Source organism: Vibrio sp. 10N.222.49.C9 (genome assembly GCF_041474985.1).
In the GTDB taxonomy this organism is placed as follows: domain Bacteria; phylum Pseudomonadota; class Gammaproteobacteria; order Enterobacterales; family Vibrionaceae; genus Vibrio; species Vibrio crassostreae_C.
Window position 1 is genome coordinate 1 of the sequence record NZ_JBFRVD010000018.1, and the last position, 19,070, is coordinate 19,070.

Consider the following 19,070-nt stretch of genomic DNA (forward strand, 5'->3'; position numbering starts at 1 on the left):
CTTAAGATCCTGTCTATGACAAAACATTAAGTTATTCATGGATGAATGGAACCAGAGAGAAAATCTAAGAACGTTGATAAATTGGTGGGATAATATACCAACACTCTTAACCATAACTTCTGTCGGAAAAGTGTTAGCGCATTCTAATGCTCAAAGATGCGATAATAGCCTACCTTCTCTTGATTAAGTAGACGATTGGACTGTATTGAGAACCAACCAGTAAAAAGCCGCCCCCTCTCGATAAAGGTTCGGCTTCTTCTCCTTGATATGACCAAAAGGAGGACTAGTTAATCCCACAAGGAACGTCTCGTGCCCAGTCGTAGTAACTTTAACAAGTACTCATCGCACCACGTAGTCGATTACTGTAGACCTTTGCGATGTGCCTGAAAAAAGTTATTCATGAATCTCTAATGTTAGAATTCCTGAAACTCATTTATGTCCAAAAGTGAGTTACAGGTGTGATCATCAAGCGATTCTGTCATATATACTAGTAGCTCCACGTCATAGCTTACCTAAGATTTTTATGACAGGCTTCACTTGGAAAATCGGTAAATAGAGCCAAATTTACAAAAAATTATGACAACTGCTATATTTGTAGTTGAACAAGAGAAAATATTAACCTAAACCACTATTAAAAAAAGATTTTTCATAAAATTGTCAAAGTTGTCGTCTTAGATTTTTTCCAAGGGTATGCTCTCATGGGTAAAATCTACGACGGTCTGCACCGTATTAGCTTCCTAATTGATGAAGAAGGTCAGATTGAACATGTCTTCAACAAGTTCAAGACTAAGACTCACCACGAAGTGGTTCTAGATTACTTCAATCAAGAAGCTTAAGGGCGATTTGAGTGAGTTAATGACTTAGATTCATCACTTTCTAAGGCAATAGCAACACTCATTAAGCTAATTATTAAGCTAATTATTAAGCTAAGAGCAAAAAGGCCGAACATCATGGATGTTCGGCCTTTTTCTATAACAAGATCAATTACTTTTGATGTTCGGGGTCATCGTCTAATGCGTGACTCGGTAAGGCATTCCAAACCGCCTTAACTAACGTTGCCAACGGGATAGCAAAGAACACGCCCCAGAATCCCCACAGTCCACCAAACACTAACACGGCAACAATAATGGCCACTGGGTGCAGGTTCACCGCTTCAGAGAAAAGAACAGGAACGAGCACGTTACCATCTAGCGCTTGGATAATACCGTAAGCGAGAAGCAACCAGTAAAACTGAGGTTCTAATCCCCACTGGAACAAACCGACAATCGCGACAGGAACGGTCACAGCCGCCGCACCGATATAAGGAATCAGTACCGAGAAGCCAACCGCGACAGCCAGCAGAGCTGAATAACGTAAATCTAGAATCGCAAAGGTCACGTAGCTGACACCACCGACGATCAAGATCTCAAGGACCTTGCCGCGAATATAGTTCGAGATTTGTTGGTTCATCTCAACCCAAACCTTGGTCGCTAGACGACGGTTTTTAGGCAACACGCCACTCGCCATGCTGATCATCTCTTCTTTATCTTTTAATAAGAAGAAGATCAGCAGCGGCACAAGAATCAAGTAAACCGCAAGCGTAGCCAAGCTCACAAGAGAAGCCAAAGAACCTTTAACAACACTTTCACCAAAGCCTAATGCTTTGTTTTTCGCGTTAGACACAATCGATTCAACGATCTGCAAGTTTGCTAACTCAGGATAGCGCTCAGGAATCGTCGCGATGAACTTCTGTAAGCCGCCATACATACTTGGAATATCATTGATGAGGTTACCCACTTGCTCCCAAATGGTAGGCACTAAACCAAACAGCGCCAGCAACATCAGGCTAAAGAACATCATGATCACCAACATCACCGAAGGCGTTCTTGGAACACCGAGTCTTTGAAGTTGGGTAACAGGCCACTCAAGCAAATAAGCCAACACAATTGCAACCAAGAGTGGCGCAATTAGGTGACCAAAGAAGTAGATCGTAATAAAGCCGAAGAGAATGATGGCAACCAAACTGACAGCATGGGGATCAGAGAAACGTCGTTTATACCAACGATTGACCATTTCAAGCATCTGACTGCAATTCCTTTTTAGTGACGAGGAGATGATGGTAATTAGAGCAAACCTCAGTGATGACGTCATAGGCTTGCTTAGACAAATAAGTAACAATATCTTTCATCGAACTGTTATCAGACACATAAATTGACAATGACTGCCCTACTTCTAACTTTACACTGTGACGCTTGGCTAATAATAGCGCCATTGGACAGCGCTCTTGGCGTAAATCTAGAATATTAGGTGTCATTCTTGAGCTCGATGCTTATTATAAGTGTCGTATTGTAATCTGTTTTTGAAAACGCGCCATCATTCATTCATCCTCCTTCATGATAGCGCACGCACTTGGCAAAGGTTAAATCAGATAAAGAACCAATTTCCATTGCACTTGTCTTACTGTCAGAAGAAACGGAGTATTACTGACTAATATGTTTAAACGCGCTCGCTCAATTGCTTGCTTATGCATCGCAGCTACATTAAGCACCCCAACTATGGCGAATACCAATAGTTTGGAGCTACCAGATATCGGTACCGCTGCTGGCGGCACACTCACTATCGACCAAGAGCTTATCTATGGTGATGCCTACATGCGCATCATCAGAAGTAGCCAGCCTATCGTAAACGACCCAGTTCTAAATCTATATATTGATACTCTTGGCCATCGTCTGGTCGCGAACGCAAATGATGTAAAGACACCTTTCCAGTTCTTTATGATCCGTGACCGCAACATCAACGCCTTTGCTTTCTTTGGTGGTTATGTTGCTTTGCACTCAGGTCTATTCCTGCATGCACAATCTGAAAGTGAATTAGCTTCTGTATTAGCGCACGAAATCGCGCACGTAACCCAACGTCACTTAGCGCGTAGTATGGAAGACCAAGCGCGCCGCTCTCCAGCAACCATTGCAGCGCTAGCAGCCTCTGTATTACTGGCAATTGCAGCTCCTGAAGCCGGCATTGCAGCCCTAACGGCAACGACTGCGGGTAATATGCAAAGCCAAATCAACTACACCCGTAGTAATGAAAAAGAAGCCGACCGCTTTGGTATCAACACGCTAGCAAAAGCTGGGTTTGATGTGAATGCGATGCCACGTTTCTTTGGCCGTTTAGCTGATGAATATCGCTATGCGAGCACACCACCGCCAATGCTACTGACTCACCCATTACCAGAAGACCGAATTACCGATTCACGTGCTCGTGCTCGTAGTTACCCGCCACTGAAACTGGCTCCCTCTCTGGACTACCACCTAGCAAGAGCCCGCATTGTTGCGCGCTATGCTGGCATTAATAATGATGCTGCTCTTGATTGGTTTGAGCGTCAGCTAAAGAAAGCCCCTAAAGCTTTGGTTCCGTCATTAGAATATGGCCAAGCACTGGTTTACCTAGACTCTAAAAAATTAGACAAAGCAGAGCCCATCCTGAACAAGCTGATTAACAGCGATCCAACCAACCTGTTTTATCTAGATGCTATTTCGGATCTGCACATCGAGAAGAAGCAGCCTGAGATTGCGATTAAAGAACTTAAATCGGCACTGGTTCGTCAACCAAACAACCCGGTTCTGACCATTAACTACGCCAACGCACTGATTGAAAATGAAGATCTTCAAGAAGCGGTTCGCGTATTGCAGCGTTACACGCACGATAACCCGAATGACACCAATGGCTGGCACTTACTTTCAAAAGTAAATACGAGCCTTGGTAATAGCGACGAAGAACTGGCTGCTCGTGCAGAAATTTTGGCACTGCAAGCCAACTGGAACAAAGCGATTCAGTACTACACGCAAGCAAGCCAAATCGCAGAATTAGGAAGCCTAAAACAAGCACGCTACGATGCTCGAATTGATCAGCTAATGATTCAACGAGAGCGCTTCTTGTCGCTACAATAGAGTGTTTACTGGTAACAGATCGTTACCAGAATAAAAAGAAAGCTCAACGTTACACAAAAAAGAAGTCACCCCTGGTGGCTTCAGCTAAACAACTAAATCAAAAATAATAATGAGGAAGAACCATGTCTGTCGTGATTTATCATAACCCACGCTGCTCAAAGAGCCGTCAAACTCTAGAAGTGCTTCAGGAAAACGGCGTACAGCCAGAGGTCATCAAATACCTGGAGACTCCGTTAACAGTTGAACAGCTGAAAGTACTGTTCACTCAGCTTGGTTTTGACAGTGTTCGCGACATGATGCGCACCAAAGAAGCGGACTACAAAGAAGCAAACCTTGGCGATGCTTCAGTTACTGATGAAGATCTTTTCGCCGCGATGGCAACCAACCCAAAACTGTTTGAGCGCCCAGTCGTTGTCGCGAACAACAAAGCAAAAATTGGTCGTCCACCAGAGCAAGTGCTAGAGATTCTGTAATCCAATATGAGCATTAACATTCTTGTTCTTTATTACAGTCGCCACGGCAACACACAAGCTCTAGCAAGGCAGATTGCACGAGGGGTTGAATCCATCCCGAACTGCGAAGCTATGCTAAGGACGGTGAACGACGTGTACACAGTAGAAGAGCAGCCTGATTCGCGTTATCAACCAACCGATCCTATTGCCTCGTTACAAGAACTTCGATCTTGTGATGGTTTGGCGCTAGGCAGTCCGGTTTGGTTTGGTAACATGGCCGGGCCAATGAAGCACTTTTGGGATAGCACGACATCAATGTGGATCAATGGTGATCTCATCGATAAGCCAGCTTGCGTATTTACCTCTTCTTCATCATTGCATGGTGGTCAAGAGACAACACAACAAAGCATGATGTTGCCCCTGCTTCATCACGGCATGTTAGTCGTGGGCATCCCCTACTCAGAACCGGCGCTGCACACCACTCAAACTGGTGGTACGCCTTATGGTGCAAGCAGTACTGGAGAGAGCGCTTCACTTAGCAAAGAAGAGATTGAGTTGGCGCAAAACCTAGGTAAACGCCTAGCGCGCATCGCAATAAATCAGAAGGGAATTTCTCAATGATGTATATGCCAGAGAAGGCTATGTCTCCCAAAACCAAGCTATTTCGCTACCTTGCTTTAGCGGGCAACTTGTCGCTTTTATTCTGGGTGGTGGCTTGGCAGATGACGCTTTCACCGCACCCTCATCTCAGTAATGTCACACTGGCGATTGCTTGGGCTATCCCGCTGTTATTGCCATTACCGGGCATTTTAGCAGGAAAACCTTATACGCACGCATGGGCAAATTTCGTCTTGATGCTCTATTTCCTACACGCATTAACTATCTTGTATGTAGACGATGGTGAACGTTTATTAGCGGCTGTAGAACTGCTTCTGACGACTCTAGGTTTCGCGGGCAATATCTTATTTACTCGCTTTAGAGCCAAAGAGTTAGGCATCAAGTTGAAGCGTCTTTCTGAAGTAGAAAAGAGAGAAAAAGCTAAGTTCGAGCAATAATATTAAGCCCATGCTTTTAAACTGACCGCTTACAAACAAAAAGCCCTGCGAGATTGCTCTTGCAGGGCTTTTTTCAAGTTTTCATTTCAATCAGTCATGTCAGCTGACAATTATGAGCGAACCCACTCGTATACCAAGCTTGGCTTAGCATGTACTGGCGCAGTGATGGTTAGATCTTCTGTACTAGAATCCTCTAACGTTGCGTCAGGCGTATTCGTTAGCTCAGCATCCTCAGATACCTCGTTGCCCTTAATCACTTGTACGCCTGAGTCAGTTTCGTCACCAACGACTTCAGCAGCGTCTGTTGAATCATCACCTACAGACATTGTGTTGTCTTGAGTTTCAAATTCAGGGCTCACTTCAGGCTCAATGTAAGATTCTTCAACCTTCGCGACTTGTCGAATACTTGCTAATTCTTGCTCAAACTCTTGTTGAGTCGACAATAAGTGAATTCGGAAAGTGACTTCGTTGTTCTGAATCTTCAGAATGTCTAGGCTTGCCACCGAGTTTAGACGCTTAAGTGCGTTCTCTAACTGGAAGAAGTCTTGAGCATTATTCAGGCTAATAAACTGCGTTAAAATCGATTCTGATGACTCACTCGCTACCGTCACAGCACTTTTGCCTGCGTAGTAGTTACTGATTTGGTCAACTAACTTCTTAGAAGTCGTGTCGCTGTTACCCGATAGTGAACCACTTACAGGCGATGTTGGTGCACTCGTCAATTGACTTGGCTTTTGATCGTATAGAGCCCAACGTAGGCCTGAAGATTGAGCCTTTATCACCAACACAGCATCAACAGGATAACGCTGACTCGCTTTACTGATTGGCGTAACAAAGCTACCCCACAAATCAGAAGTCGCAATACCCGTAATATCGTCAAAGTCACCCACAGGCAGCGTTAGAGGCAAGCCACGCTCTTTTGCGTTCGCTTGTAAGCTAGCTGCTAACTGTGAGTTAGAGTGTTCCCATACGATGTTCTTGTCGTAGTTGTCCTCTTCCACCAGCCAAACAAGGATGTTTGAACGCGTGTCAGGCCAGTAAGGTAACTGTGCTTGAGTCAACAGAGAACGGATTTGAGCACCGTTAAAACGCATACGCAATGTTGATTGGTCATTGCTTTCGCCAAAACTCATTTGAGACATGTACTGCGAACTCTTGCGCATCGCCTTTTGAATCGTCTCATTCGAAGCGACATCAGTTTGGCCAGTCGCACGTATCAATACCTGCTCCATACCTGTATTTCTTGCCACTTGTTCTGGCTGTTTGTCTTCAGCGTTAATCGCAACTTCAGCACTAAAGATATCTACTTGAGTTAAGGCATAACTCGGAGAGGCTAATAGTCCCATCAACAACAATGCTATGTAGCGCATACTGATCCTAATATTCAAATCTTGTGCCTAGATGATAAGCAACTATGGATTGAGGGGCAAGGTCGATAGAGCCCACTGTGTTTAATAACCACAAAATATCACCTGGCCATGATAAATCGCTCACTTATAAACTGAATTTCTAGGGCTTAGATGGATATAAAACATCATTAAGATAAATAAATTTGATCTATTTGGTGTGGCAATCGATTGCTAAGTGATAGAATCCCGCGAATTTTATTTTTCGCTTTTCATATAACGACCATTTTAAGGACATAACATGAAAAATGCTCTGCAAGGTGCGCAAATGCTGTTTGTAGCATTTGGTGCGCTTGTACTCGTGCCGCTACTAACAGGACTTGACCCCAACGTTGCACTCTTTGGCGCAGGTATCGGTACCCTTTTATTCCAACTTATTACACGCCGTTCAGTGCCAATCTTCTTAGCATCTTCTTTTGCATTCATCGCGCCTATCATGTTTGGTATTCAAACTTGGGGTGTCGGTGCAACCATGGGCGGCTTGATGGCGGCGGGTGTTGTGTATGTACTAATGGGCGCGTTAATTAAAGTTCGTGGCGTTGGCTTCATCCATAAACTGCTTCCACCAGTCGTTGTTGGCCCTGTGATCATGGTTATCGGTTTAGGTCTTGCACCTGTTGCAGTTAACATGGCGCTAGGTAAGACAGGCGATGGTGCGGTTCAGCTTGTTGATGCAGACGCTGCCCTGTGGATCTCTTCAATTTCACTGTTAGTGACGATTGTCATCAGTGTGTTTTCAAAAGGCTTCCTTAAGCTACTGCCAATCTTCGGTGGTATTGTTGCGGGTTACATCACCAGCTTGGTATACGGCGCGGTAGACTTCACTCCAGTAGCGCAAGCATCTTGGTTAGCACTGCCAAACTTCACAACGCCAGAGTTCAACATCAACGCTATCTTTTTTATGGTATTTGTCGCGATTGCACCTGCCGTTGAACACGTAGGTGATATGCTTGCGATATCTAACGTGACCGGTAAAGACTACCTTAAAAAACCAGGTTTACACCGCACTATTACTGGCGACGGTGTGGCAACAATTGCCGCTTCAATGCTGGGCGCGCCGCCAAACACTACGTACAGTGAAGTAACAGGCGCAGTAATGCTTACCAAAGCATTCAACCCTGTGATCATGACTTGGGCTGCAGTCACAGCCATCGTTCTTGCATTGGTTGGCAAGCTAGGCGCACTACTTCAAACGATTCCGGTTCCTGTAATGGGCGGAATCATGATTCTACTGTTTGGCTCTATCGCAACAGTGGGTCTTAACACGCTAATCAAAAACAATGTTGACCTACACAAATCACGTAACCTTGTGATTGTGGGCATTACTTTAGTCTTTGGTATTGGCGGCATGGCCTTTGGTATCGGTGACTTTAGCCTACAGGGCGTAAGCTTGTGCGGTATCGTTGCGATTCTACTTAACCTAGTACTTCCAGAAGAGCTAGGTGACAACACTGTGGTAGATAAAGCTCAAATCGATTAATGAGTCGGTAAGGCTAGATTCCAAAGAATCACAACCTAACAAGATCAAAAAAGGGAGAGCATCGAATGCTCTCCCTTTTTATTAATACGGTTAATTCAGCGAGTTAAGGAACTGTTTAGAGTCACTTAAGCTGAAACCGAATTACTTAGTACCGAAGATCTTATCGCCAGCATCGCCAAGACCAGGAACAATGTAGCCCTTGTCGTTTAGCTTCTCATCGATTGCAGCCGTGTAAAGCTCAACATCTGGGTGCGCTTTTTCTAGAGCAGCGATACCTTCAGGAGCAGCAACAAGCACAAGAATCTTAAAGTGCTTACAACCTTTCTCTTTCATCAGGTCGATAGTCGCGATCATAGAACCACCTGTCGCAAGCATTGGGTCTACCACTAGAGCAATACGCTCATCGATGTTAGATGCAAGCTTGTTGAAGTATGGTACTGGCTCAAGTGTTTCTTCGTCACGGTAGATACCAACAACGCTGATACGTGCACTTGGGATGTGCTCAAGAACGCCGTCCATCATGCCTAGACCAGCACGTAGGATTGGCACTACCGTTACTTTTTTACCTTTAATTTGGTCAACTTCTACTGGACCGTTCCAACCGTTAATCGTCACACGCTCAGTTTCAAAGTCTGATGTCGCTTCGTATGTTAGAAGGCTACCCACTTCTGTCGCTAGCTCACGAAAACGCTTAGTGCTAATCTCACCTTCACGCATCAGGCCAATTTTATGTTTTACTAGCGGGTGTTTCACTTCAACAACTTTCATTTCCAACTCCGGCAATATTTAAACAAACCTGTAGATTATACACGAACTCTAGGGTTATTTCAGAATCTTTATTCTAATAAAAAAAACCGCGCAAACGTTTGCTCTTCATATTCAAGCCCTGTTAGAATAGCGCCGTTTTCACATCCAACTTAAGTTCGAGGACTATCCCGTGAGTGGTAATACTTCTTCTCTAAGCTACAAAGACGCTGGTGTTGATATCGACGCAGGTAATGCACTAGTAGACCGTATCAAAGGTGCTGTTAAACGCACTCGTCGCCCTGAAGTAATGGGCGGTATTGGTGGCTTTGGCGCCCTATGTGAACTTCCAACGAAATACAAAGAGCCGGTACTTGTTTCAGGTACTGATGGTGTTGGTACTAAACTTCGCCTTGCTTTGGATCTGAAAAAACACGACACCATTGGTATCGACCTAGTGGCAATGTGTGTGAACGACTTAATCGTTCAAGGTGGTGAACCGCTATTCTTCCTAGACTACTACGCAACAGGTAAGCTAGATGTAGATACAGCAGCAGACGTTGTTTCTGGTATTGCTGAAGGCTGTGTTCAAGCTGGCTGTGCACTAATCGGTGGTGAAACTGCTGAAATGCCAGGCATGTACGAAGGCGACGACTACGATGTAGCTGGCTTCTGTGTTGGTGTTGTAGAAAAAGCGGACATCATTGACGGCACTAAAGTAGCAGCAGGCGACGCACTTATCGCTGTTGGCTCAAGTGGTCCACACTCAAACGGTTACTCTTTAATTCGTAAAGTCCTAGAAGTTTCTGGTGCTGATAAGAATGAAGAACTAGAAGGTCGCACTATCGGTGAGCACCTACTAGAACCAACTAAGATTTACATCAAATCAGCGCTTAAGATGATTGCAGAGCATGACATTCATGCTATCTCACACATCACAGGTGGTGGTTTCTGGGAAAACATCCCACGCGTACTTCCTGAAGGTACTAAAGCAGTCATTGATGGCAAGAGCTGGGAATGGCCTGCTATCTTCAACTGGCTACAAGAGAAAGGTAACGTGGAGACATTCGAAATGTACCGCACTTTCAACTGTGGTGTAGGCCTAGTTGTTGCTCTACCTAAAGATCAAGCAGACGCTGCTGTTGAACTACTGAAAGCTGAAGGCGAAAACGCTTGGGTTATCGGTGAGATCGCAAACGCTGAAGCTGGCGAAGAGCAAGTTGAAATTAAATAAGTGATACGCTCACTTACTTAGTTAATCAATGAGGACCTAATGGTCCTCATTTTGCTATTTAGCCCGCAGAAAACCTTAGTTTATGTAGGTACATTGTAAACAATTCAGTTAATCAATCGTATGACCCACTCTATGAAAAACAATCACTCAAATAAAACCAGTCACTCTAATAAAAACATCGTTGTGTTAGTTTCAGGAAGCGGAAGTAACTTACAGGCAATTTTGGATGCCTGTGATAACAATATGATTGATGCTTCAGTTAAGGCTGTCTTTTCAAACAAAGCAGAGGCTTTTGGATTAGAACGAGCGAAAACCGCAGGTGTTGGCGCACATTCAGTGAATCCAAAAGACTTTGGTTCACGTGAAGAGTTCGATCATGAATTGATGATTCAGATTGATGCATACCAACCCGATTTAATCGTACTTGCGGGATATATGCGTATCCTGAGTTCAGAGTTTGTTCGTCACTATGCGGGTAAAATGGTCAACATCCACCCTTCCCTGTTGCCTAAATACCCAGGCCTACACACCCACCAGCGTGCCATTGATGCACAAGACAAAGAGCACGGAACTAGTGTCCACTTTGTTACTGAAGAGCTTGATGGGGGTCCTGTGATCTTACAGGCTAAGGTACCGGTATTTGAAGATGATGATGCTGATATGCTGGCAAGCCGAGTGCTTACCCAAGAACACTGCATTTACCCTATGGTCTGTAAATGGTTCGCCGAAGATCGTTTATCAATGCTAAATGGGCAAGCTGTCTTAGACGGTAAGGCATTAGGTAAACACGGTTACGCAGAAGAGTAATTCTTCAGAAACTAAATCAAATCCAAAAAAAGGCCGCTCACTGATTCATTAGTTCAGTAAGCAGCCTTTTTTTTATAGGGTTCAAATAATACTATTCGAGACACTTAGCTCAGCTCAATGGTTCAGTTGGCGCTTGGCTTGCTACCTTCTTCGGCGCATAAGCGACATCTTCCAACGCTTTATGATTGTTGCCAATCAGCTCACCAAAATGAAACAGCGCATATTCGCCCGGCTTCATTCTAAACCACTGTTCATTGTCTGTTAGAGGCTGAGTTGCCACCACCGTAACCACATCATTAGGCGTAGTTTCTTCCTGGAAGTTTATCTCAACATCTTCATCAATCAGGCTCGCTTTACCAAAAGGTGCGCGCCTTGTTATCCAGTACAAATGGTTAGTACAGTAAGTCATCACGTACTCACCATCACTCAACAACATGTTGAAAACGCCTTTCTCTCGGAGCTGGTCACAACATTCCGCTACGAAGCGAAACATACCTTCCATATCTTGAGGTGGCTCAGGGAAACGCTCTTCAAGTTGTTTGAGTAGCCAACAGAAGGAGAGCTCACTGTCTGTCTCGCCAACCGGTCTGAAACGACCACTAATCAGATCGTCGTAATCCGTTAATTGACCATTGTGAGCAAAGGTCCAGTATCGCCCCCAAAGCTCACGAGTAAAAGGGTGTGTATTCTCTAGATTAACACCACCACGGTTCGCTTGACGGATATGACTGACAACGGCTTGGCTTTTAATTGGGTAGTTTTGAACCAACTCAGCGATCTTAGATTCACAGCTAGGGTTAGGATCTTTAAATGTACGAAAACCCTTTCCTTCATAGAAGGTAATACCCCAGCCATCGCGGTGCGGGCCAGTATTGCCTCCACGCTGCATAAGACCAGTAAAGCTAAAACAAATATCAGTTGGCACATTCGCGCTCATACCGAGCAATTCACACATGGTTTAATCTACTCCCTATTAAAACCAATGGAGCCACAAACCTGGGCTCCAAATGTCTGTAAAACTGTTATTCCATCTCTTTTTCAACAAGCTGAATCACAATATGGATGATCTTAATGTGAATCTCTTGGATGCGATCTGCGTAACCAAAGTGTGGCACTCGGATTTCAATATCGGCGCAACCCGCCATTTTTCCGCCATCTTTACCCGTCAATGCAATCGTCTTCATGCCTTTAGCTTGAGCAGCTTCAATCGCTTTTAGAATATTGGCAGAGTTACCTGAAGTCGACAGACCGAACAACACATCACCTTTACGACCGACCGCTTCTACATAACGAGAAAATACGTGGTCGTAGCCAAAATCATTACTCACGCAAGACAGGTGGCTTGGATCTGAAATCGCAATGCCAGCGTAACCTGGACGGTTTTCACGGTATCGGCCTGTAAGCTCTTCCGCGAAGTGCATTGCATCACAGTGTGAACCACCGTTACCACAAGAAAGCACTTTACCCTCTTGCTTGAATGAGTCAGCAATCAGTTTTGCCGCCGCTTCAATTTGAGCGATGTTATGGTCATCACTCAAGAACTTATTCAGAACGTCAGCAGCTTCGTTCAATTCACTTTTGATTAGGTCTTGGTACATAAGGCTTATCTCTTATTTTTTTTGACGCAGCTTAAAGTGCGTGAAATGAGAACTGAGGGTTTTCCCCTCTTTATAGCTGAGTTTACCCACAAACATGAAATAGTGTCGACACTTAAGCCCAAAGATTGCCACCTTAATTAACTTGTCGTTGTAAATCCGTCCAAATATTCGCCACCAACCTCTCACAATTAGAACTTTAACTCTATTGAGATCACTTTTTACTCACTTTGGAGTTTTACAAATATTTAATATTTTGTTTACACTTGACTGGTTAGACCTCTTACCTAAAACTTAATAACAATAAGTGATCTCTGAAAAGGAAATCGATCATGAACATATTGCTCTCCCTACTCGGCATGACCGTCATCTTAGGCGTCTGTCTTTACCATAGAGTTAGTCTGGTACGTGCATTAGTTGTATTAACCGGCGCAATGGTAGCATTAACTCTGTTTGGCGGCGTGGCTGTTACTGGCTGGCTTTGCTATCTATTAGCCGTTGCGATCTTTGCTGTACCGACCATTCGTCAGACACTGATCAGCCAAAAAGCACTCTCTTTATTTAAGAAAGTTCTACCGGCTATGTCTCAGACAGAAAAAGAAGCACTAGAAGCTGGCACAGTATGGTGGGAAGCAGAGCTGTTCAAAGGCAAACCTGAATGGAAGAAGCTTCAGAACATTGCTGACCCGAAACTCTCTGAAGCTGAGCAAGCGTTTTTAGATGGTCCAGTAAATATCGTGTGTGAAATGGTCAATGATTACCAAGTCACTCATGAGCTTGCTGATTTGCCACCAGAAGTATGGCAATACCTGAAAGACCATAAATTCTTCGCCATGATCATCAAGAAAAAATACGGCGGCTTAGAGTTCTCAGCTTACGCTCAATCTTTGGTTCTACAGAAGCTAACAGGCGTTTCTAGTGTATTGTCATCGACGGTTGGCGTACCTAACTCATTAGGCCCTGGTGAGCTTTTACAACACTACGGTACAGAAGAACAAAGAAACCACTACCTGCCTCGCCTAGCGGAAGGTAAAGAGATCCCTTGTTTCGCACTAACTAGCCCAGAAGCTGGCTCAGACGCTGGCTCTATTCCAGATTACGGTGTGGTTTGTAAAGGCGACTGGCAAGGCGAAGAAGTACTCGGCATGCGCCTAACTTGGAACAAGCGTTACATCACTCTCGCGCCTGTCGCGACGGTATTAGGCTTAGCTTTTAAACTTCGTGACCCGGATGGCCTGCTTGGTGATCAAAAAGATCTTGGTATCACTTGTGCGCTTATCCCAACGGATTTAAAAGGCGTAGAGATTGGCAACCGCCACTTCCCACTAAACGTACCTTTCCAAAATGGCCCGACGCAAGGCGACGATATCTTCGTGCCTATCGATTTCATCATTGGCGGTCAGAAAATGGCCGGTCAAGGCTGGCGTATGCTGGTTGAGTGCCTGTCGGTTGGTCGTGGTATCACACTGCCTTCAAATTCAACTGGTGGCATCAAGTCTGCCGCGCTTGCAACTGGCGCTTACGCTCGTATCCGCCGTCAGTTCAAACAGCCTATTGGCCGCATGGAAGGGGTTGAAGAGCCACTTGCACGCCTTGCAGGTAACGCTTATGTAATGGACGCTGCAAGTAACCTAACCGTTGCGGGCATCGACCTTGGTGAAAAGCCTTCGGTTATCTCTGCAATCGTTAAGTACCATTGTACGCACCGTGGCCAACGCAGCATCATTGATGCGATGGATATCGTCGGTGGTAAAGGCATTTGTTTAGGCCCATCGAACTTCCTAGCTCGTGGCTACCAAGGCTCGCCTATCGCGATTACGGTTGAAGGCGCAAACATCCTGACTCGTTCAATGATCATCTATGGTCAAGGTGCGATTCGCTGTCACCCTTACGTACTGAACGAAATGGAAGCGGCTTATTCTGAAAGCAGCGATGCGCTTGATAAGTTTGATTCAGCGTTAGCAGGGCACGTTAGCTTTACGATGAGCAACCTAGTCCGCAGCTTGTGGTTTGGTTTAACCGATGGTCGTGGTTCTGATGCGCCAACACCTTCAAATAAAACAGATAAACAGACACAGCGTTACTACCAACAGCTAAACCGCTACAGTGCAAACCTAGCGCTACTGTCTGATATTTCAATGGCAGTTCTAGGCGGTTCACTGAAGCGTAGAGAACGTTTATCAGCAAGACTGGGTGATATCTTAAGTCAACTTTACCTCGGTTCAGCAACGTTGAAGCGCTTTGAAAGTGAAGGCAGCCACGCTGAAGATCTACCGTTAGTACATTGGGGGATGCAAGATAGCTTACGTCAGACTGAAGTGGCGATTGATGAATTCTTAGCGAACTTCCCTAACCCTGTGATTGGTCGTCTGCTTCGTGTTGTGCTAATGCCATTTGGTCGTATCCGTCGTGCTCCAAACGACAAGCTCGATAGCAAAGTTGCGCACATTCTACAAACACCAAGCGAAACACGCTCTCGTATAGGTCGCGGCCAATACCTAGAAGCGACGGAATACAACCCAGTAGGTAAGATTGAAAAAGCGCTAGAAGTGATTCTTCAAGCTGAACCTCTGTTCGACAAAGTCTGCAAAGAGACACATCAAAAACGTGCCTTCTTACGACTTGATCTTGTTGCTCAGTTGGGACTTGAGAAAGGTATCTTAACGCAAGACGAAGCAAATCTTCTGATTAGCGCTGAGGAACATAGACTGTACACGATTAACGTGGATGACTTCTCACCAGAGGAGCTTGCAGCAAAATCTCAGTACCCAGACCAATCGATTGATAACGTCGCTTAAGGCCAGAAAAAGAAACAAAAACGGGACTACTATGAGTCCCGTTTTTTTGTTCATGATTTCGTTGCCACAAATTCCAATGCTTTATCTAGCAGCTTATTCTCTCTAGACAATCTAATCATCTAAGCGAGTTACTTGGGCGCCTTGAGCTGCATCTCAGGTAACGCTTTTTTCTTCGCCTTGACCTTACGAACCACAAACCAAATCAATAAGCCCAATAGAATAGCGACCACATTACCCACCGCAATAATGATCATACTGCGCTGTCTGTCATCTTCACGTTTTTGAAGGATCATCAACTCTGTTGCGATACGCTTCTGTTCAGCAAGAGCTTCTTCTTGAAGACGTCGTGACTCTGCTAAGTCGATATCTTCAACAACGCTGTACGACTGCTCGGTAATTGGAAAAATCAGCGGGCGCTGACTTGAAGCATCAGTGGCATAAACCATCCCTGACCAATTATAAATTCCTAAATCGCCATTATAAGGCACCTCTAAAGCGACTTTCATTGCGTCGACTTCAGCTTGCCCCTGCTTGTACATCACATATTCATCAGAAGCCTTGTGCTCAACATGAACCGCTAACGAGCTCGGTGCGATCATCCCCTGTTCACCAGACACCACAATAGTATGAGGTAAACCCTCTTTTCGTGATTGAATGAAGGTGCTAGTGATCGGTGTTGGGTAAACCAAGACTTCTTGCTCTTGCGCTCGCAGGAACACGCCATTACCAGAGGTAATACGCGCTCGGTATTTACCGGGCTCGATATCAATTGGCAAAGAGACAGTGAACACACCATCTCCGGCCTTTTCATCAAGATCAGCGCCATCATCGGCAAACTCGCCCATCACAACCGGCACCGGGCGCGCTTCTCTCACCAAAGACTCTTCGTTTTCAACAAACTTAGTAAAGGTAACCTTAAGCTTCACGCGATCGAGAAAATCGCGCAGCACCAGCGGCTTGCCATCAGAAGTCAGTCGAGCGGTAAATTTGATGCGCTCTGTTTGATACAACTTATCTGGGAACTCATTAGCATCCAAAACAAGATGAGACAGCAGCTTGATATTGTTCTTAGGGGAAACTTTACCTATCGCTTGCCAAGGGCCGGGCATCGGATTGTCGATAGAGATAATGTCCATGGACGATTCTTCGTACCAACGGACATTATCAGCATTGCGCCAAGAGTAGTATTTCTTGCCATCAGGGCGAACCAAAACGACAGGTTTAGAGTTATCGGCTCGATAAATCACAAAGGTGACTTGTTCAATACTGGGATCAACTCGAAAACGGTTGTCCAATAAACTCATTGCGGATTCTGTTGCTGCATGTAAGCCAAAACTTAACAGCAATAAGCAACCGGTAGCCAATACCCTTAACATACTTTCTCCCTACTGACGCCAGAGGCAGCTTCCGCTTTTCTCGACGAGATCTAAACGACTTTGATGCGCTTCTACTTCATCGGCCGTAGCTCGTAAAACCTTTAGGGATTTTCGACCACTTTCTACTCTTCGTATGCTTTCGGCTTCACCTTCCTGTTGACCAGCGTTAAATTGCAGCGAAGTTTGACCACCCGTCATCAATAAGTAGACGTCGGCTAGGATCTCCGCATCGAGCAATGCGCCGTGGAGAGTGCGGTGCGAGTTATCGATACCGTAACGGTCACATAAGATATCTAGGTTGTTTCTTTTACCTGGGAATATCTTCTTCGCCATTGCCAAGGTATCGGTAACTTTACAGTAGTCATCCGTTTTACCTATCGCTGGGTTGAGCTTCTCAAACTCATAGTCCATGAAGCCCGTATCGAAGGGCGCGTTATGAGCCACCAGCTCCGCACCTTTGATAAAGTCGAGAAACTCTTTATGAATGTCTTGGTATTCAGGCTTATCAATCAAGAATTCATCGGTAATACCGTGAACGCCAATCGCCTCTTCTTGAATCGCACGATCGGGCTTGATGTAGACGTGGAAATGACGCCCGGTCAGCCTACGGTTGATGATCTCTACTGCACCAATTTCAACGATGCGGTGACCCATATAGTGAGGGCCACCTTCTGTATTCATACCGGTGGTTTCGGTATCGAGTACAACAATGCGCTTATTTTCGTTCGAACTGTTTTTTTCGTTCGTGCTTTGTTCTGGAGTGCTACTGGTATTCATAAGGATAACTGTGTCAGACTATGCCGATAATGTGCTTGAGGTAATAGTATCAAATCATGACGAAACAAGTTGAAATTTTCACTGATGGTTCTTGTTTAGGCAACCCTGGTCCCGGCGGCTATGGCATCGTACTTCGCTACAAAAAAGTCGAGAAGACGCTAGCAGAAGGTTTCACGCTAACAACCAATAACCGTATGGAAATGCTCGCCGCTGTCGTGGCTCTGCAAACCCTCAAAGAACCTTGCTCTGTGATTCTGACCACAGATAGCCAATACGTGCGTCAAGGCATCACACAGTGGATTCATAACTGGAAAAAGCGTGACTGGAAAACAGCCGACAAGAAACCGGTTAAAAATGCCGATCTGTGGCAAAGGCTCGATAAAGAAACCGCTCGCCATAACGTTGATTGGCGCTGGGTAAAAGGACACGCCGGACACAGAGAAAACGAAATGTGTGATGATTTAGCGCGAAATGCAGCGGAGAATCCGACTCTAGAAGATACGGGCTATCAACCAAGCTAATCGTCTTTTTAATTAGACGCACATTTCAGAAAGCGATTTATAATTTCTTAAACTAATTGACAATTTCTCAATCGAATTGATAGATGAAAAGCCGACAACTAATCGGCTTTTTCTGTTTTTAGCGGATATGACGCTTTGGCTGAATCCATTGTACGGCGCGTATTGGTTCTAAAACTTGCCCCAACAGGCGAGAAACGTCGCTTAAGGTGCCAATGTGGTTTGATGGGTTTTAGCGGGTAAGTACGCTTGCGAGCAACAATAAAGTATTGGCTTCCGGCGAAGGATGCACAACCACCTAAGCTGTTCTCCAACCACGTCCACATCGCTTGATACTTACTCATCGGAAACAGCGCGTAGGTGTCACAATGAATTACTTCATAGTTAAGTACACCTAACCAGTCTTTAATTCGACTTGGCGTGTACATACGCCCACTCCAAGGCAAGCTGTTCTTTCGCCAAGGCATCAAACTGGCAAGCCCAGTGACACTGATTGGGTTGAAGCCCGTGATAATGATATAGCCATCGTCCATCATCACTCGGTCGACTTCTCTCAATAAGCGATGCGGGTCATTGCTATAATCTAGCTGATGACTCAGTACTACAACATCAAAGCTTTTCTCCAAAAAGGGTAAATTATAGCCATCCGCTATCACATTATGTAATGGGTTCTGGATATCTAGGTTTACTTGATGTTGAATGTTGCATGTGCAGCTAGAAATCTCACTACTGAGGCCACCGAGCTTGAGCATATGGTAACCAAATAGCTTTGGGCACCACTCATCGAGTCGAGTTTGAATAGATTCTCTCAACCAGTCCCCATTGTGCAATTGCGCCCAAGTGTAAGGACGTTCAAACTTCTTTCTGCTACGTGCTGGCTTCATCAATAATCTGTCTCACTT

The 19,070-nt window shown here is 45.0% G+C and carries 18 protein-coding genes and 1 pseudogene; 10 read left to right on the plus strand and 9 right to left on the minus strand.

What is annotated here, in order from left to right; all coding sequences use genetic code 11:
* Positions 1-698 precede the first annotated feature (698 nt).
* Positions 699-836 (plus strand): annotated as a pseudogene (locus AB4585_RS06455) (thioredoxin-dependent thiol peroxidase); the annotation flags it as partial.
* A gap of 148 nt (positions 837-984) precedes the next feature.
* On the opposite strand, the gene AB4585_RS06460 reads toward AB4585_RS06455, so the two are convergent.
* Together AB4585_RS06460 and AB4585_RS06465 are read right to left on the minus strand one after the other, a co-directional pair.
* On the minus strand, positions 985-2,061 hold the full coding sequence (locus tag AB4585_RS06460; protein ID WP_017060708.1) for an AI-2E family transporter: 1,077 nt from the start codon (positions 2,059-2,061) through the stop codon (positions 985-987).
* On the minus strand, positions 2,054-2,293 hold the full coding sequence (locus AB4585_RS06465; RefSeq protein ID WP_017060709.1) for a sulfurtransferase TusA family protein: 240 nt from the start codon (positions 2,291-2,293) through the stop codon (positions 2,054-2,056). The genes AB4585_RS06460 and AB4585_RS06465 overlap by 8 nt, the downstream gene beginning before the upstream one ends.
* 178 nt (positions 2,294-2,471) lie before the next feature.
* On the opposite strand from AB4585_RS06465, the gene AB4585_RS06470 reads away from it, so the two are divergent.
* The 4 genes from AB4585_RS06470 (at position 2,472) to AB4585_RS06485 (ending at position 5,433) form a co-directional block, all read left to right on the plus strand.
* The gene (locus tag AB4585_RS06470) at positions 2,472-3,926 is read left to right on the plus strand and encodes a M48 family metallopeptidase (RefSeq protein ID WP_017060710.1); all 1,455 of its coding nucleotides are present in this window, start codon (positions 2,472-2,474) and stop codon (positions 3,924-3,926) included.
* A 122-nt stretch (positions 3,927-4,048) separates the two neighbouring features.
* Complete coding sequence (gene arsC, locus AB4585_RS06475; RefSeq protein WP_017060711.1) at positions 4,049-4,399, plus strand: arsenate reductase (glutaredoxin); 351 nt, start codon at positions 4,049-4,051, stop codon at positions 4,397-4,399.
* Between the two features lie 6 nt (positions 4,400-4,405).
* On the plus strand, positions 4,406-4,999 hold the full coding sequence (wrbA, locus tag AB4585_RS06480; RefSeq protein ID WP_017066556.1) for an NAD(P)H:quinone oxidoreductase: 594 nt from the start codon (positions 4,406-4,408) through the stop codon (positions 4,997-4,999).
* The gene (locus tag AB4585_RS06485; protein WP_017060713.1) at positions 4,996-5,433 is read left to right on the plus strand and encodes a DUF2069 domain-containing protein; all 438 of its coding nucleotides are present in this window, start codon (positions 4,996-4,998) and stop codon (positions 5,431-5,433) included. Before wrbA ends, AB4585_RS06485 begins: the two co-directional genes overlap by 4 nt.
* A 110-nt stretch (positions 5,434-5,543) precedes the next feature.
* Here the strand turns inward: AB4585_RS06485 and AB4585_RS06490 are convergent, their stop codons facing one another.
* Positions 5,544-6,803, minus strand: coding sequence for a DUF2066 domain-containing protein (locus AB4585_RS06490; RefSeq protein WP_372169437.1), 1,260 nt, complete (start codon positions 6,801-6,803; stop codon positions 5,544-5,546).
* Between the two features lie 277 nt (positions 6,804-7,080).
* Between AB4585_RS06490 and AB4585_RS06495 the strand changes: the two genes are divergently transcribed.
* Entirely contained in the window at positions 7,081-8,319 is a 1,239-nt protein-coding gene (locus AB4585_RS06495) for a uracil-xanthine permease family protein (protein WP_017060715.1), read from the plus strand.
* A gap of 141 nt (positions 8,320-8,460) precedes the next feature.
* Here AB4585_RS06495 and upp read toward each other — a convergent pair whose 3' ends face one another.
* Positions 8,461-9,087 (minus strand): uracil phosphoribosyltransferase, encoded by a 627-nt coding sequence (gene upp / locus AB4585_RS06500; protein WP_017060716.1) that lies wholly within the window; start codon positions 9,085-9,087, stop codon positions 8,461-8,463.
* 169 nt (positions 9,088-9,256) lie between these two features.
* Here upp and purM point away from each other — a divergent pair, with 169 nt between their 5' ends.
* Complete coding sequence (purM, locus tag AB4585_RS06505) at positions 9,257-10,297, plus strand: phosphoribosylformylglycinamidine cyclo-ligase (RefSeq protein WP_017071054.1); 1,041 nt, start codon at positions 9,257-9,259, stop codon at positions 10,295-10,297.
* A gap of 132 nt (positions 10,298-10,429) precedes the next feature.
* On the plus strand, positions 10,430-11,104 hold the full coding sequence (gene purN / locus AB4585_RS06510) for a phosphoribosylglycinamide formyltransferase (RefSeq protein ID WP_372122443.1): 675 nt from the start codon (positions 10,430-10,432) through the stop codon (positions 11,102-11,104).
* 109 nt (positions 11,105-11,213) lie between these two features.
* Here purN and AB4585_RS06515 read toward each other — a convergent pair whose 3' ends face one another.
* Both AB4585_RS06515 and lpcA read right to left on the minus strand, forming a co-directional pair.
* Positions 11,214-12,059: a class II glutamine amidotransferase gene (locus AB4585_RS06515; RefSeq protein ID WP_136973718.1), complete on the minus strand. Its 846-nt coding sequence runs from the start codon at positions 12,057-12,059 to the stop codon at positions 11,214-11,216.
* 67 nt (positions 12,060-12,126) lie between these two features.
* Positions 12,127-12,702: a D-sedoheptulose 7-phosphate isomerase gene (gene lpcA / locus AB4585_RS06520; protein ID WP_017063379.1), complete on the minus strand. Its 576-nt coding sequence runs from the start codon at positions 12,700-12,702 to the stop codon at positions 12,127-12,129.
* Between the two features lie 329 nt (positions 12,703-13,031).
* On the opposite strand from lpcA, the gene fadE reads away from it, so the two are divergent.
* Positions 13,032-15,497, plus strand: a complete 2,466-nt coding sequence (gene fadE, locus AB4585_RS06525) for an acyl-CoA dehydrogenase FadE (protein WP_372169438.1) — start codon at positions 13,032-13,034, stop codon at positions 15,495-15,497.
* A 128-nt stretch (positions 15,498-15,625) separates the two neighbouring features.
* Here the strand turns inward: fadE and AB4585_RS06530 are convergent, their stop codons facing one another.
* Together AB4585_RS06530 and dnaQ are read right to left on the minus strand one after the other, a co-directional pair.
* Entirely contained in the window at positions 15,626-16,873 is a 1,248-nt protein-coding gene (locus tag AB4585_RS06530; RefSeq protein WP_372169439.1) for a TIGR03503 family protein, read from the minus strand.
* Between the two features lie 9 nt (positions 16,874-16,882).
* Positions 16,883-17,650, minus strand: a complete 768-nt coding sequence (dnaQ, locus tag AB4585_RS06535; RefSeq protein WP_017060722.1) for a DNA polymerase III subunit epsilon — start codon at positions 17,648-17,650, stop codon at positions 16,883-16,885.
* Between the two features lie 56 nt (positions 17,651-17,706).
* Between dnaQ and rnhA the strand changes: the two genes are divergently transcribed.
* Positions 17,707-18,171, plus strand: coding sequence for a ribonuclease HI (rnhA, locus tag AB4585_RS06540; protein ID WP_017063376.1), 465 nt, complete (start codon positions 17,707-17,709; stop codon positions 18,169-18,171).
* Positions 18,172-18,269: 98 nt separating this feature from the next.
* Here rnhA and AB4585_RS06545 read toward each other — a convergent pair whose 3' ends face one another.
* Positions 18,270-19,052, minus strand: coding sequence for a class I SAM-dependent methyltransferase (locus tag AB4585_RS06545; RefSeq protein WP_017060724.1), 783 nt, complete (start codon positions 19,050-19,052; stop codon positions 18,270-18,272).
* Between the last annotated feature and the right edge of the window lie 18 nt (positions 19,053-19,070).

Excerpts from the sequence above, each read along its gene's own strand:
- AB4585_RS06515 (WP_136973718.1), bottom strand. The coding sequence starts at position 12,059 with ATGTGTGAATTGCTCGGTATGAGCGCGAATGTGCCAACTGATATTTGT.
- wrbA (WP_017066556.1), top strand. The coding sequence starts at position 4,406 with ATGAGCATTAACATTCTTGTTCTTTATTACAGTCGCCACGGCAACACA.
- AB4585_RS06490 (WP_372169437.1), bottom strand. The coding sequence starts at position 6,803 with ATGCGCTACATAGCATTGTTGTTGATGGGACTATTAGCCTCTCCGAGT.
- AB4585_RS06485 (WP_017060713.1), top strand. The coding sequence starts at position 4,996 with ATGATGTATATGCCAGAGAAGGCTATGTCTCCCAAAACCAAGCTATTT.
- dnaQ (WP_017060722.1), bottom strand. The coding sequence starts at position 17,650 with ATGAATACCAGTAGCACTCCAGAACAAAGCACGAACGAAAAAAACAGT.
- lpcA (WP_017063379.1), bottom strand. The coding sequence starts at position 12,702 with ATGTACCAAGACCTAATCAAAAGTGAATTGAACGAAGCTGCTGACGTT.
- AB4585_RS06465 (WP_017060709.1), bottom strand. The coding sequence starts at position 2,293 with ATGACACCTAATATTCTAGATTTACGCCAAGAGCGCTGTCCAATGGCG.
- rnhA (WP_017063376.1), top strand. The coding sequence starts at position 17,707 with ATGACGAAACAAGTTGAAATTTTCACTGATGGTTCTTGTTTAGGCAAC.
- AB4585_RS06495 (WP_017060715.1), top strand. The coding sequence starts at position 7,081 with ATGAAAAATGCTCTGCAAGGTGCGCAAATGCTGTTTGTAGCATTTGGT.
- upp (WP_017060716.1), bottom strand. The coding sequence starts at position 9,087 with ATGAAAGTTGTTGAAGTGAAACACCCGCTAGTAAAACATAAAATTGGC.
- AB4585_RS06460 (WP_017060708.1), bottom strand. The coding sequence starts at position 2,061 with ATGCTTGAAATGGTCAATCGTTGGTATAAACGACGTTTCTCTGATCCC.
- AB4585_RS06530 (WP_372169439.1), bottom strand. The coding sequence starts at position 16,873 with ATGTTAAGGGTATTGGCTACCGGTTGCTTATTGCTGTTAAGTTTTGGC.
- AB4585_RS06545 (WP_017060724.1), bottom strand. The coding sequence starts at position 19,052 with ATGAAGCCAGCACGTAGCAGAAAGAAGTTTGAACGTCCTTACACTTGG.
- AB4585_RS06470 (WP_017060710.1), top strand. The coding sequence starts at position 2,472 with ATGTTTAAACGCGCTCGCTCAATTGCTTGCTTATGCATCGCAGCTACA.
- arsC (WP_017060711.1), top strand. The coding sequence starts at position 4,049 with ATGTCTGTCGTGATTTATCATAACCCACGCTGCTCAAAGAGCCGTCAA.
- purN (WP_372122443.1), top strand. The coding sequence starts at position 10,430 with ATGAAAAACAATCACTCAAATAAAACCAGTCACTCTAATAAAAACATC.
- fadE (WP_372169438.1), top strand. The coding sequence starts at position 13,032 with ATGAACATATTGCTCTCCCTACTCGGCATGACCGTCATCTTAGGCGTC.